This is a genomic window from Candidatus Falkowbacteria bacterium (assembly GCA_016699775.1).
GTDB lineage: Bacteria > Patescibacteriota > Patescibacteriia > Patescibacteriales > Patescibacteriaceae > Patescibacterium > Patescibacterium danicum.
On the sequence record CP065010.1, the window covers coordinates 577,494 to 590,696 of the forward strand.

The following is a 13,203-nucleotide window of genomic DNA, read 5'->3' on the forward strand; positions in this document are numbered from 1 at the left end:
TTTATCCAAAAGGTAAATTATCAGGCACTACACCAGGTTGTTTTGGCGTTTTGGTCTCATGAGAATTATCAACTGGCTCTGGACTAATTTCTTCAATAGACTTTTCTTCTACTGCTTCTGTTACTTCGGTTTCATCATCATCAAAAAAACCAGGTCGACCAGAATTTGGTTTAGCAGTAGTCGATTTTTCTTCATGAATATCATTAGACTTATCAGAAAGTTCATTATCGTCGACAATTTTAAAGCCTGGATCAAAAATCGGATCAAGGTGACCAACTTGCTTTCGACTTTCCTCAAAAGGAAGAGACATTGGAGGCTCTATTCTTCGACCCTGAGAGCGCTGAATTAATGGAGCTTTTGTCACTGCATCTAATGGGAAATGCCACAAGGTTGCTAATTCTTCCACGTTTAAAATCCAAGGTGCACGACCAATCATTTCACTACGAGATTTATACCCACGCATAATACTATTTTTTTTCTGATTGATACGACTCTTGGTAAAGAAATAACTTGCCGAAGTCATTGTCATTTTTGTATCAGGTTTAAGAGCATTAAGATCATTTGTATTAAATTGTTTTATATATCCAACAAAACCATTAACTACCTTTGGTTTATTCATTACCTCCTTACGACTTAAATATATCATTCGAATACAAACTTCAAAACCCATCTTAATCATTTTTTTATGGACAGCTTCAATCTGAGCTTTCTGCATTGGATCCATTTCCATAAAACTTAAAGCTTTTGATTTTTCACTTTTTTTATCATCAACATCACCCCAGAGTTTATATACAACTTCACTAAAATCGCCTAACCATTGTATAAATCTATCTACCAGTTCATTACTTTTTGAAACATGCTTGCTTCTACCTAACTTTTCATCAATAAATTCCTTGGCTTCTTTAGTCCAAGCAGTTCCCGTTGGGACTAAAATAATCTGATACCAAAGTTGTTCTCCTTTTCGCAAGCTACTCATAAGATCCATTAATGAAGTCATTGGATCACGAAACTTAGTTTCTTTTTCACCGAAATCATGCTCAAACTGCGGATAGGTTTTTATTGGCAAGGCTTGATTTGTTACCTGAACAATTTCAGAACCCCAAATATCATAATCTTCATCCGGGAAAACATTTGGAGCTATTTTCGTATAATCCTCTACTTCGTATATTTCAGCATCAGGATATTGCGAATACACTCCTGTTTCAACAAAATTACGAAAATGAGCTGGAGTATGAATTAAAAACTGAATATAGCCTCCAATAGAAATAATCTCTAAACTAAAACCCAACTGAAATTTTCCGTCCCACCACTTTTCAATTAACGAAAAAGAACCATGACCACCAGCGAAGTAGGTAATCATGTTCTCAACGGCCATTAATGATTGAGTATTATTACGAGGAACATCAATGGCTAATAATATAAATTTTTGCTTATGTTCCCAAGCTCCTCGACGTTCAAATAGCCAATACTGCAAAAGTCCCCAAAGCATAACAATTGCGATTGGTAACCAGCCAAAATACCAAAAAAATACACGCCATAAAGCTACTTCCATTGGTAAAGAAAGTAGCTCTTGGATTCCACTAAAATCAAGAGATATTGTCATAACTTTATTTTTATTTTAACACATTTTTGCTACTGAAAGCAAAAAAACAGTCTTTTAGTTATTATACTTTTCTACTTGAGACAAAATATCCTAACTATCAAACTGTCTTTTAGCAATAAAATTTAAATATTACTTACAAGCGCATATTTTCCACCAGCGACACGTTGAAAACGTTTTTTATTCATTAGGGCTAAATCAATAGTAGTTTTCTTTACCATTCGTTGTTCCATAACCTTTTCTGTAATATCTTTTTTGGTTAATGGTTGACCGGCTTCTTCAAGAATTGTGGCAATAATATCAGCTACTGTACCTTTTGAAAATCCCCACTCTTTTAAGGCATACAAGCCTCGGCCGACTAAAATATACTTATCATCAAGAATTAATTCATTATGAACCGTTGCTGTATTGACTGTTTTTTTATCAAAACCAGTTTCATTAATAGTTTTACCAATATCTTGGTAATGCATTGGCTTGCCATTATTTTTCAATACTAGGTAAATCTTGTCATTAATAGTTTTTGGTTTAACATCACGTCGATCAGTATGGCCCCAATCACCAAATTTATTTTGTTCAATATCGGCAATAGATCGAAGCAGTGCATATAATGACTTGAAATTATTAGCTGATTCAGCGTCATTACCCGGTAGAATACTTGTTAGGGTTTTGGATAAATCAAGGCTTTGTTTATTTTCTGGGGACATCTTTTCCTTATGCTTCTTAAACGAATCTAAATTACTGACTGTTTCTAACAACTCGGTAGTTAAAAATAATCGCTTTGCTGTTTTGATATACTGTAATAAATCCTCGGCAATTTCCTCAAGATGTTCAAATTCCTGAAAATGTTGACTTAAAAGAGGGTTGAAATATTTTGAATCATTGATTTCTTTAAAGTCACCATCAAGTATCTTTCCAAGGATGAAGTTAAAGTGGTTTTTATAGACCTTAGTCTCAGTATTATTAGTTTGAGTTGAATCAAGAGCTAACGCTAAAAGAATATCAAAAAGATAGTCTTTATCCATTGTCCCACCATGATCTTCAAGTAACTGGTTCACAAGCGTTCGTAAATCACTGACTACTTCACCAATTTGTTCAAGCTTCTTAATTTTATTAATACTACCAGTTTCAATTTGACGAATACGTTCACGTGTTAAATGATGAGTTTGGCCAATTTCTTCAAGGGTGGCTTTCTTTGACTGACTTAAACCAAAACGACGTTTTAGAATATCTTGTTCGCGTTCATTTAAATTAACAAATAATTTTTCAATCATTTCAATTACATCAAGACGACCGATTTTCTCGGCCTGCACCTGGCTCATAATAGTGTCTAGGATTGAATTAGTTGACATATATAGTAAAAATACCCAAATACAATCTTATTGCATCAATTAGCAGAATATCTGAGGTTTTTTCATTTATTTAAAGATGTTTTAAAGTATAGCATAAAATATTAAAATAGTCAACAGACAGCACATTTCACCTATATACGCTATTTTTTAGCTAATATTAAATAAAAAATATTTAAAAAAGTGTTTTAGATAGTAATAGCTTTTTAATTGAAAGGGTCACTCTTAAAGAGAATTAGCTAATTTTTGTTTACTTATTAATGATAATCGTTTTATTTCTGCCTCCCTCTTCAAAGCACTACTTCTTGTTTTTACTTTTTCAGTATAGACAATTTTTTTAACTTTGTGAGAGCGGGTATAGTGGCCTCCTTTCCCCTCTTGGTGTTCTAAAAAACGTCTTTCGACGTCTGTAGTAATTCCGGTGTATAAGCTTCCATCTGTGCATTGTACTATATAAACAAAGTACATAATTATCAACTACCTAACTTCAAAATTTCATCAACCAACTCTGGAAAAGTTTCTTGATTAAAGTGGCCTTTATCTGTAAAAACCCTGGCTTGGGCAGATGGAAGCCCTGCTTGATACTTTGCAAGTTCTGAGAAAGGTACAACAGGATCATCTTCACTTTGAAATATAAAAATATGCTCAACCTGCTTTTCAATTAATTCTAATGAAGAAGGGAGCCTAAAGTCAGCCAAAGAATAGGTATCAACATTATCAAAGGGCGCAGCAATCAAAAAGACAGCCGAGACAGTTTTTGCTAAAGTATTTTCAGCTAAGTATTTAGCTAAAAATATCCCTCCCAACGAATGTCCAACCAATATAAGCTCTTGATTAATGAAAGGTATATATTTTTCAAACCAAATTTTCCATTCTAAATATTTAGCATTAAACTTATTAGGCATTTGCAAGAGCAGAACTTCATATTCCTCTCCTAATTCAGCTTGCAAAGAACTTTTCCAGCCTTTTAAAAATAGACTTTCTTTATCTACTTCAAAGGCATTTAAAAAAGTAAGATAGTCTTCATAACTATCAAATGTATCGCCTCCATGAATAACTACAAGCTGTTTTTTCATAGGTTATTCGTAATCCTTACTAAAATAAACATTAAAATAAGCTTTGGAATACTTGGCTTGGAGTTTAAGCATTCCTTCCTTTTCAAATCGACGTGGCGAACTTTTGACGATTAATTTTGTATCAAAGACTACTTTACCAACACGACGACTAAAGAGCATAGCCGTGGCACCATCATCACCCCAAAAAGCCAACGGAGGCAAGCCACCAATTTTATTAATCGCACTTCGCCAAGCTCCAAAATTTCCGCCAATCATTATCCCTGCTTTGCGCCCAAATATTAAGTATAAAACATCTGGCAGTAATGGAAAAAGAATATTATAAAAAATATTTGCAAAAAATTTATTCAGACCAGTAAAGCCATAATCATACGGTCCAGAAACCGCTGCCACTCCAGGATGACGTAAATTATACTCAATGCGAGCCAACCAATCTTTTCCTGGATGGCAATCAGCATCAAGAAAGGCCACTATTTCTCCATGAGATACTTCAACACCTCTTTGCCTGGCAAAATTTGTGCCTTTTAGTTTTTCAGAAATGACAATATCAGCACCTGCTTCTCTGGCCAATTTCGCAGTTGCGTCAGTTGATTTACTATCAACTACAACAATCTCATAGTCTTTTCTACTTATTGACTGCTCGGAAATGAATTTAATTGTTCGCTGAATTTGCTTAGCTTCATTCAACGCTGGAATTACCACTGAAAATTTCATAGATTTATGCTTTCTTTATTCTACCATATATCTTGATACCTATAATATATGCAACAATAATGGCAAGTAAAATTATAACAGTATTCCCAAACCCTAAATAATCTGAGACTATTTCCCATTTTGGTCCAAGAATCCAGCCCAGAATCACATATCCACCACTCCAGGTTAGAGCTGATAATAATACGGCTGGAATAAACTCACGGGGTGGCAGACGCAGTAACCCGGCGGCGACTGAGGCATACCCTCGAAGTATGGGCAGTAATCGTCCAACGTATATTCCCCACCGCCCTTTATGAGAAAGAAAGTCTATTAATGAATCTATCTTTTTGCTAGGCAAGAAACGTTTGAAATGCTTCATTATCCTCTCACCAAAATAATAAAAAACTGAATAGATGATAGTTGTGCCAATAAAATCTGCTGATACTGCCGTAATCACAATCCAATAAAAATCCAAGGTGCCTATTGAAGCAAGATAACCTGCAAATAATAAAATTAGTTCATTAGGTATCGGATTTGGTACACCTAATTCTTGTAAGAAGACTAAACCAAAAATAGTGATATATCCGTATTCAATAATGTAATTTGCTAGCTCTGGAGGCATATTAATGTTATTTATTCACAAGCTTTAGAAAAACTGGATCATGATCAGATAAAGGATTCGGTAAATGAACCGGTGTATATTGATCCACCTGTAAATTAAATTTTTCTAAAAATCTAGTAAATATATAATCCAGGTGACCTGATTCTTTTAGTCGATTTATCCACGTTTGTGTTAGTGGATTATCAAGACGATATGTATGCTTAGATTCAGCAGAAAAAATACCAGGGTGAATGAAATTTGTATTAGTAATAACACTTGTAAATGATTCATCAGTCATTATTTGATCTTGATTAAAATCTCCCGCTAAAACTGTTGGAGTTTCCTGATCTTGGCTTACATAAGAAAATAACTTTTTTATTTGCTCAAAACGAATTGAGGCTAAAGGTTGATGCAGATGTGTATTAATTACTCGTAAAATTCCCCACGGAGTTTTTACAAATGTCTCAAGAAAACCTTTGTCCCCCATCCATTCAGTCCAAAAACGTCCGGAAATACCGAATCTAACAAATTTTTCAGAAATAATTGGAAATTTTGACAGAGTTAATAAACCACCTTGTCGGCTGGAAAAATCTAACCATTTTCTATGTAGTCTTGTCTTTGAACCATCTGAATATATGTGATAGGTATCTTGTAAAACATTAGAAAATAAAGACTTAGTTTTTAAACTCCAGACTTCTTGCAAACATATAATATCAGTTGAAACATTTTTAAGAAAATTTGCAATATTTTTCATTCGTTTAAAACTACCACGAGGTGTAAAGAAGGGTAGATTCCAAATATTATAGCTAAGAATAGTTAAATCATCTTGTTTCATACACCAGTATTTTGCATATAAGCTAACCAATAATTTCTTTTATATGATTGGCCTTTGAATTTAGTGTAATTAGTCTTTTTTGTTAGTCGTAATATTTTAAAATATGGACTATATACATTAACAAAATCCTCACGACTAAACACTCTTTCAGTTAACCCCATGTCTTTATTTATATATGTATCATGTTCTTGACCTGGGTTGTCATGTAATAAGTTTTTTGCGTTCTTATCCCCTTCTTTACACAATCCTTTGACAAAAAAATAACCGTCGGGCTTTAAGACTCGCTTTGTTTCTTGTAAATATATCTTTCGTTCGGCTTCATTTAAGGAATTAGATGACATAATATCAATAATCAAATCAAAAAATGTGTCCTTAAAAGAAAAAGGGGTTCCGAAACTAGCAATTTCATAGTGTGCCTTAACGTCCATTTCCTGAGCTCGTGTTCGGGCAAGGCCAACTGCAGTTACAGAAAGTTCAAGTCCATAGACAGTATTATCAAATTTGGCAATATAATTTGCATTCCGACCTGTACCTGAACCGAGATCCAAAACCACTAGATTTTCTATAGGAATACCTTGATTTTTGCGTAAAAATTTAAGAAAATTTTTTAAATCTGTTAATGGCTCAGCTTTCTTGGTTAAGAGTTTAGGTTGTTGGTATTCTTTTTCCCATACCTCTGACTGTGCCATATAATTATTTAATAAACACAGTTGCTAAAACACCAGCAGTTACTAAAACACCACCGACAATGTTACCCACAGATGGTTTTTCTCCTAAAACTATAAATGCCAAAAAAATAGTCAAAGCAATACTTAATTTATCAATCGGTGCCACACGTGATGCTTCGCCCATTTGTAAGGCCTTGTAATAAAATAACCATGACAACCCAGTGGCAATGGCCGAAAGGATAATAAATATATATGAATATTTTGAAATCTTAAATAAATCACCGGCATTTCCTTGCAGGGCAACAATCCCCCAGGCAAAAATAACAATAATCACTGTTCGTATGGCAACTGCTAAATTACTATCAACTCCTTTGATACCAATTTTTCCAAATATAGCCACTAAAGAAGCAAACAAGGCTGACAATAAAGCATAGGTTATCCAAGTCATAAAAATAAATTATACTAAACAATCACAAGGTTTAGTTTTTAAAATTTTCTTTTGTTCTGAAATTGTATTAATAAATAGATCTTGGGTAGACTTACCTTTGGCTAGACTCTTCTCAAGTGGTGAATTATGTATATACCCACGACGTCCCATTTCCTCTACCAGGGCTTGATGTCGGTTATACAAAGCTTTAAGTTTCCCTACCCAGCGTTTTGTTTCTGGGTGTTGCGAGTAGCCTCCCTTTCCCTCATGCTTGGTTAAAATGTTCCATAATCCATGCAATTCACGGTGTTCACCAAGTAAGTGCTTTCGACATAAAATTGTAACATCAACATCCCAGACACGCATAAAATATAATAAAGATACTTAAAATATACGTCTTTTCTCAACTTTTAGCAATCAGAGCATTAAATATTTTATATAAATAAAATAGCCGAATTTCTCCGGCTACTTTACCTATTTCTTTGGATAATCTATTCACGAAGATATTTATAAGCCTGCATACCAACTACAGAACCAATAATTGGTCCAAGAATATACATTACATTAAATGACTTAACACCCATTGCTACAGCTGGATTAATAAGTCCATTAGACCCAAGAAGTACTGCAAAAGCAATACCAAGTAGCAATGAACCACCAACCATTATGCCTGAAAGTTGGTTTGGAGTTTTTCCATAGACAACAGAAGCAATACCAAAGGCAAAGAACAAGGCTCCAACACCTTCCGCAACACCTATCTTAATTTCATTTGTGACCGTTAAAGTTTCTGGGGTGGCAACTGTTGAAATTAAGGTTAGAGCTGCCGCTGCACCAAAAAATTGGGCAATAAGATAGGCAATCGCATCTTCATTAGAGATTTTTTTAATACTCCAGGCCCCAATTGTCACAGCTGGGTTTAAGTGAGTACCTGATAAATGCCCAACAGAGTAAACAAACAAACCAAGCGTTAAAGCTGCCAAAATTGGCGTTGAAACCGGAAATTCACCGGCTAATGAAAGACCAACGACTAATGTTAGTGCAAAAGTCCCAATGGCCTCAGCAATGTATTTATTCATAGAATAAATTAATAATTAGTTAATAATATCTATAATTATATAATATCTTGATAAAACTGTATAGAAAAAAGCAAGACTGCTTAACTCAGATCCCCAACTAAATCGGGGATGACAAGAGGGTTAAGCCAAGTTGATACATCTGTGTATCATAGCCCCTAGTCTCCTCATCATTTCTTGAAAGTCCTAATGTTTCTAGTTCTTTAAACAATTCTTCTCTAATTTGTTCTGGATTAACATCATCAGCTGCAAGTTTTTCAAGTTCTACAAAATCCCCTAACTTTTCGACTTGATCAAGACAAATTTCATATTCACCAAGTTTACCCTTTCTTCTTATTTTTTTTACTCCAACAATTGGCGTCCAGCCTAATATAGATAATATGTTATGCATTTGATCTGGTTCTTTAACTTCTGTTTCATACTCTAAATTATCTAACTCTCTTGAACATTGTTTTTTTAAGGTTAAAACCGTCTTATCTTTTAAATACCGTAGACGAATAATAACGTCTTTTTCTCCAGCAGATTCAAACTCTTTTGTACTATTATTCAAAGAATAAATAACATCATGTTGAGTAATAGGTATTGATAAAAGCACCCCCTTATCATTCAAGGATTTTTCTAAATTTTCAAAGTTTTTTGCCTTAAGTTTAATTTCGATTTCTCTCATATATTATTTCTTAATATTCTTAACTACTTCATCAAAAGTTTTTAGCGAATTTTTATTTTTTGTTTCCTGATTCAAATAACGACGTAGTCTAAAATATTTATACCAACCATATAGACCAAGCAAGAACAAAGTAAGAATTATAATATTACTCCAGGTTATCAAGTTCTTAAGATTAATAAACCATAAGCGCAATTTTGCCCAGAAAGAATCTTTGACTGTAATCTCAATTCTATCTGATGACAATGCTGAACTACCATCAACTACCTCACGCTCGACCCACAATGTATATTTACCTCCACCAGCAATCGGCTCACTCAAAAAATTAAAATTACCATCAGCTTGTGATTTAATATAATAATATCTAATTAAACCATTTTGTGTTGATAAAGATACACGAAGAACTGAGTCAACCGGAGCTAAACCAACAACTCTAATTGAATCATTATCTCTTATTTCTTTATCATAATCAGTTATTGTTATTTTTTCTTCTTCAACATTTTCAAAATCAACTACTTTAGAAGTACTATTTCCGGCTTTATCAAAGGCAACAACTGTTAAAATATGCTTTCCTTTTGATAATGGGGGTAGTAAAGCAATAGTTTCATTTTCAGTAACTGGGACTGTAACCGGAAGCTGAGAATCAATTTGAACTGTATAATAAGCTAAACCCGAACCTTTATCAGTTGCTGTCATAACTGCTGATAATCGATTTTCAGTATCATTTTTAATCGTGGCATTCAAATTCTCAGGAGCTGTTAAATCAACCTGAATTTTATATGTATATACCGGTGACCAATTTTTTCCTACTTGAAAACGAGCGTGAAAATACCATACTCCATCAGTTAATGTATCAATCGTCAAAGTGTTAACCGCGGGACGACGGACAACGGCTGGTGCACCGTCAGATTTTTGGTCAAATGAAGTTTGAGTAGCAGTGGCTCCAGACGGTAATCGCCAATTAAAAACTGCCTTTGGCTCTTTATACCATAATTTATTATCAGGGTGGGTTGGAGAAGTTATGATGACTCGTTCTATTGATGGTTGGTCAGGCTTCTCTGATGGTTCGGGCTTTTTTTCAGGTTCAGGCTTTTTTTCCTCAATAATTAAAATTGAACTGCCACTCTGTCCAGATAAGATATTGGTGCCCAAACCATCATTCTCACGAATTGCCGTACCGGATAAAGAAAACTTTGCTGTACCGGCTTTTTTGGCCTTAAAAACAGCTGTCATAACTTGTCCACTACCGGAAAATCCGGGATTTGGGACTCCACCATTAAAAGAAATTGTCCCGGCACTATTTGAAAAAGCTGGTGGTTCAACCCAAAGAGAAAAAATACCACCCGAGCTAACTGAAACAACTTGAACTAAATCAGTTGGAAAATTTATTATTGCTTCTGCATTATTAATCGTCTTTCCCTGAGTATTAACTGAAACTCGAATTGAGAAATTCTTGCCAGGGTTAACTTGGGCAACTAGGGTTTGTGCAGACATTGTGGCTGCCTGAGATAGAATTGGGAAAAATATAAAATAAAAAACTAAAACCACCAGAAGTGGACGCCTGAGTGTAGCAAAAAACTTATTTTTTATATTTATTTTTTTATTTTCCATTTTCGTATAATCAGGATCAATACAGTTATGAAAATTATAATTATTCCTATTACTACTATCATACCAAACATTCCTACATTCTGAGAAGTCGTAACAAACGTAGCTGATTGACTATTGCCTGCTTTGTCATAGGCCACAACGGTTATTTTTTGTTCAAGTTCTTGATCCTGCAATACATAGGTTGTGCCACTACGTACTGGGTTACGATCGCCTTCAGTGACTTCATAGTGATCAATACCTGAACCGTTGTCAGTCGTCATAAAACTAATAAATTTTTTATTATCAAAGACTGAACTATCTTGACCAAGAGTGATAGAAAAGGGCAACGGTGGCTCAGTATCTTTTTGCACAACTTCTTGCCACTCATCATGCGGTGGCCTATCGGCTTTGTAAATATACATTTTCAATTGATTTCCATTAACTGATACTGGGGTACCTTTACCATCATTAAGATAACCAGTTAGTGAAACCGGAACAATAAATATTTCTCCTGGGTTTTCTGCCGTCAAAGCAATAGTAAAAACTAAGGCATCATCAGTATTAATACCATTTGGAACACCTCCAGTAAAACTTATTGATGAACTTTCTTTTCCAGCTGACAAAGAAGGCTTACTTGGCCATAAAGAGAAGTCAGAACCGGCCACACTTAACTCGTGAATATAGACTGGACCAGCTGAAGAATAGACACCAACTAAACCTTCAAGCGTATTAATAGTTTTGCCCTCAGTATTAAATCGGATAGTTACTAAAAATTTATCTTCAACAACAATACTCTGATTACCGGCGACTGGATACACATATGCAGCCTCAGAATTAATTGGAGAGATTAACAATATTACTAATATCAAACAATAAACAAGTAATTTACTTCTTAGTCCATTCATACAAAAGAATTGAAAAGTCTACTGAGTTAACGTTATTATCTTTATTTATATCAACACAAGGATTTTTAAATGGTGGTTTAGTTTTCCAAAAAGCTAATAAAATAGAAAAATCTATGGAGTTTACTATTTTGTCATCATTAAAATCTGCTCCTTTGCAAACCCGTTCAGTGTCCGGGGGCACTACTGATGTTGGCGGTATTGTCGGTGTAATAGTAATAGTTGGAGGTGGATTTCCTCCACCACCTCCTCCGCCACCACCTCCTCCTCCACCAGCTGAGATGGAAAAAGTTTGAGAAGCTTCTGAGCTATCACTACCGAAATACACAATTAACTTAAAAATATAGGTACCAGGAACTGGAACTATTGCTGCCAGGTTAGTATTCCAATCCTCGTCAGGGTCTAGAAACTTGGCTGCCACGGCATTAAAGATATCATCTCCCCCGCCACAGGCATTACCAGCCGTGGTCACAACACACCACTCATACTGGTATTCATAACCAGTAAGGCCTTCATTAGAAATTGTTACATTAGCACTGACATTTGGCACCACGGTCGCTGTAACACTATTTATAATAACCTGGGCTGGAGGAGCATCGGGATTAACTTGAGCAGAAATGAGAGTTGTTAAAGCTTTGACTGAAGAAAAAGACATCAGCCAAAGTAGAGCTAAAACACAGAACGACGCAACTAAAGTCGCGCCGAATAACAGTCTCTTATTTGTCACAAAAAAATTTAAGATCGAGCCTTCTTAATAATCCAGCGGTTATACCTTCTAAAAATAAATCTTATCAAGAAAAAGCCAATCAACAATAGCAAAACTTCAACTAGTATTAACTGCCAAGGAAACACAAAAAAAGCAAAACTGCCAGTAGCAACATCACCTTTGTTGCCATAGTTAATACGTAAGTCGGCTGTATAACGGCCAAAGGCAAAATTATTCCATTGATACTTAATTGAATCTAAAAATGACAAATCTGAAGGTTGTGACTTTGGAACAACACTGGTATCACTTTTTGATTTCCACCATACTTCAAAACGTCTAATACTGCCGGGCAAAACATTTCCTTCAGTTGCGTTAGCATCAATAACAGCTTTATCTTGACCGATTATGTTATTAATCGTTAAAGAGCTCTTTGGAAAAACTCGATCAGCCCCAGAATTTTGAAAACGATAATAGAAATTTACTGGCAAAGCATTATGCCATTTCTTTTTATCTTTTGTAGCAAACTCCAAAAGTGAGCCATTTTCAATAATATCTCCGTTTACTCTAAATAAAACCAAGGTACCAATTCTACTACCAATTGCTAATTCATTAGGGTTACTATTTGGTGGGGTTGAACCAACAAAAATTGCAGCGAAATAACCACCCGGTTCTGTTCCGTCCGGAATCGTGATTGCAAAATCTACAGTTTTACTTTCACCGGCTGGAACTTCGATACTTGTTGGTGCCGTAATCCAACTTGCTAAACCTTCTTTACTTGGCTTAAAACTTGGGCTTCCGGTTTCTCCAGAAGCCTCAAAATTTTCAAAAGCTGTATAAAGAGTTTTTGATTCTTTTTCGTCGTTAAATATTTTAAAATTTCCACCAACAGATGTACCAGGATCTCCAGACAGTTCAAGTCGAACAGGTGATACTGTCATTGCTTGCAAAGAAAAAAATGGCAACAAAAATAATACTGCGCTTATACCAAAAAAACTGAGCAAACGACGATTATTAATAGTCATATC

16 protein-coding genes are annotated in these 13,203 nt (G+C 34.8%); all 16 read right to left on the minus strand.

The window, feature by feature from the left end:
* Position 1: 1 nt before the first annotated feature.
* The 16 genes from IPN41_02985 to IPN41_03060 all read right to left on the minus strand — a co-directional run bounded on the left by IPN41_02985 (position 2) and on the right by IPN41_03060 (position 13,200).
* Complete coding sequence (locus IPN41_02985) at positions 2-1,603, minus strand: hypothetical protein (protein QQS60067.1); 1,602 nt, start codon at positions 1,601-1,603, stop codon at positions 2-4.
* Positions 1,604-1,725: 122 nt separating this feature from the next.
* Complete coding sequence (locus tag IPN41_02990) at positions 1,726-2,949, minus strand: hypothetical protein (GenBank protein QQS60068.1); 1,224 nt, start codon at positions 2,947-2,949, stop codon at positions 1,726-1,728.
* A gap of 222 nt (positions 2,950-3,171) precedes the next feature.
* A complete protein-coding gene (locus IPN41_02995; protein QQS60069.1) occupies positions 3,172-3,414 on the minus strand; it encodes a GIY-YIG nuclease family protein in 243 nt (80 codons plus the stop codon).
* Between the two features lie 5 nt (positions 3,415-3,419).
* A complete protein-coding gene (locus IPN41_03000; protein ID QQS60070.1) occupies positions 3,420-4,022 on the minus strand; it encodes an alpha/beta hydrolase in 603 nt (200 codons plus the stop codon).
* A 3-nt stretch (positions 4,023-4,025) separates the two neighbouring features.
* Positions 4,026-4,733 carry a glycosyltransferase gene (locus IPN41_03005; GenBank protein QQS60071.1) on the minus strand — a complete coding sequence of 236 codons (708 nt, stop codon included), beginning with the start codon at positions 4,731-4,733 and terminating at the stop codon, positions 4,026-4,028.
* Positions 4,734-4,737: 4 nt separating this feature from the next.
* Positions 4,738-5,334: a DedA family protein gene (locus IPN41_03010; GenBank protein ID QQS60072.1), complete on the minus strand. Its 597-nt coding sequence runs from the start codon at positions 5,332-5,334 to the stop codon at positions 4,738-4,740.
* A gap of 7 nt (positions 5,335-5,341) precedes the next feature.
* The gene (locus IPN41_03015) at positions 5,342-6,148 is read right to left on the minus strand and encodes an endonuclease/exonuclease/phosphatase family protein (protein ID QQS60073.1); all 807 of its coding nucleotides are present in this window, start codon (positions 6,146-6,148) and stop codon (positions 5,342-5,344) included.
* Complete coding sequence (locus IPN41_03020; protein ID QQS60074.1) at positions 6,145-6,837, minus strand: class I SAM-dependent methyltransferase; 693 nt, start codon at positions 6,835-6,837, stop codon at positions 6,145-6,147. Before IPN41_03020 ends, IPN41_03015 begins: the two co-directional genes overlap by 4 nt.
* Positions 6,838-6,841: 4 nt before the next feature.
* Positions 6,842-7,264, minus strand: coding sequence for an EamA family transporter (locus IPN41_03025; protein QQS60075.1), 423 nt, complete (start codon positions 7,262-7,264; stop codon positions 6,842-6,844).
* Positions 7,265-7,273: 9 nt separating this feature from the next.
* Positions 7,274-7,609: a pyrimidine dimer DNA glycosylase gene (locus tag IPN41_03030; protein ID QQS60076.1), complete on the minus strand. Its 336-nt coding sequence runs from the start codon at positions 7,607-7,609 to the stop codon at positions 7,274-7,276.
* A 125-nt stretch (positions 7,610-7,734) separates the two neighbouring features.
* Positions 7,735-8,319 (minus strand): aquaporin, encoded by a 585-nt coding sequence (locus tag IPN41_03035; protein ID QQS60077.1) that lies wholly within the window; start codon positions 8,317-8,319, stop codon positions 7,735-7,737.
* Between the two features lie 97 nt (positions 8,320-8,416).
* Positions 8,417-8,983 carry a class IV adenylate cyclase gene (cyaB, locus tag IPN41_03040; GenBank protein QQS60078.1) on the minus strand — a complete coding sequence of 189 codons (567 nt, stop codon included), beginning with the start codon at positions 8,981-8,983 and terminating at the stop codon, positions 8,417-8,419.
* A 3-nt stretch (positions 8,984-8,986) separates the two neighbouring features.
* Complete coding sequence (locus tag IPN41_03045) at positions 8,987-10,591, minus strand: hypothetical protein (protein ID QQS60079.1); 1,605 nt, start codon at positions 10,589-10,591, stop codon at positions 8,987-8,989.
* Positions 10,573-11,475, minus strand: a complete 903-nt coding sequence (locus IPN41_03050; protein ID QQS60080.1) for a hypothetical protein — start codon at positions 11,473-11,475, stop codon at positions 10,573-10,575. Before IPN41_03050 ends, IPN41_03045 begins: the two co-directional genes overlap by 19 nt.
* Complete coding sequence (locus tag IPN41_03055; GenBank protein QQS60081.1) at positions 11,456-12,127, minus strand: hypothetical protein; 672 nt, start codon at positions 12,125-12,127, stop codon at positions 11,456-11,458. Before IPN41_03055 ends, IPN41_03050 begins: the two co-directional genes overlap by 20 nt.
* 80 nt (positions 12,128-12,207) lie before the next feature.
* Complete coding sequence (locus tag IPN41_03060; GenBank protein ID QQS60082.1) at positions 12,208-13,200, minus strand: hypothetical protein; 993 nt, start codon at positions 13,198-13,200, stop codon at positions 12,208-12,210.
* Positions 13,201-13,203: the final 3 nt, after the last annotated feature.

Excerpts from the sequence above, each read along its gene's own strand:
- IPN41_02985 (QQS60067.1), bottom strand. The coding sequence starts at position 1,603 with ATGACAATATCTCTTGATTTTAGTGGAATCCAAGAGCTACTTTCTTTA.
- IPN41_02990 (QQS60068.1), bottom strand. The coding sequence starts at position 2,949 with ATGTCAACTAATTCAATCCTAGACACTATTATGAGCCAGGTGCAGGCC.
- IPN41_02995 (QQS60069.1), bottom strand. The coding sequence starts at position 3,414 with ATGTACTTTGTTTATATAGTACAATGCACAGATGGAAGCTTATACACC.
- IPN41_03000 (QQS60070.1), bottom strand. The coding sequence starts at position 4,022 with ATGAAAAAACAGCTTGTAGTTATTCATGGAGGCGATACATTTGATAGT.
- IPN41_03005 (QQS60071.1), bottom strand. The coding sequence starts at position 4,733 with ATGAAATTTTCAGTGGTAATTCCAGCGTTGAATGAAGCTAAGCAAATT.
- IPN41_03010 (QQS60072.1), bottom strand. The coding sequence starts at position 5,334 with ATGCCTCCAGAGCTAGCAAATTACATTATTGAATACGGATATATCACT.
- IPN41_03015 (QQS60073.1), bottom strand. The coding sequence starts at position 6,148 with ATGAAACAAGATGATTTAACTATTCTTAGCTATAATATTTGGAATCTA.
- IPN41_03020 (QQS60074.1), bottom strand. The coding sequence starts at position 6,837 with ATGGCACAGTCAGAGGTATGGGAAAAAGAATACCAACAACCTAAACTC.
- IPN41_03025 (QQS60075.1), bottom strand. The coding sequence starts at position 7,264 with ATGACTTGGATAACCTATGCTTTATTGTCAGCCTTGTTTGCTTCTTTA.
- IPN41_03030 (QQS60076.1), bottom strand. The coding sequence starts at position 7,609 with ATGCGTGTCTGGGATGTTGATGTTACAATTTTATGTCGAAAGCACTTA.
- IPN41_03035 (QQS60077.1), bottom strand. The coding sequence starts at position 8,319 with ATGAATAAATACATTGCTGAGGCCATTGGGACTTTTGCACTAACATTA.
- cyaB (QQS60078.1), bottom strand. The coding sequence starts at position 8,983 with ATGAGAGAAATCGAAATTAAACTTAAGGCAAAAAACTTTGAAAATTTA.
- IPN41_03045 (QQS60079.1), bottom strand. The coding sequence starts at position 10,591 with ATGGAAAATAAAAAAATAAATATAAAAAATAAGTTTTTTGCTACACTC.
- IPN41_03050 (QQS60080.1), bottom strand. The coding sequence starts at position 11,475 with ATGAATGGACTAAGAAGTAAATTACTTGTTTATTGTTTGATATTAGTA.
- IPN41_03055 (QQS60081.1), bottom strand. The coding sequence starts at position 12,127 with ATGTCTTTTTCTTCAGTCAAAGCTTTAACAACTCTCATTTCTGCTCAA.
- IPN41_03060 (QQS60082.1), bottom strand. The coding sequence starts at position 13,200 with ATGACTATTAATAATCGTCGTTTGCTCAGTTTTTTTGGTATAAGCGCA.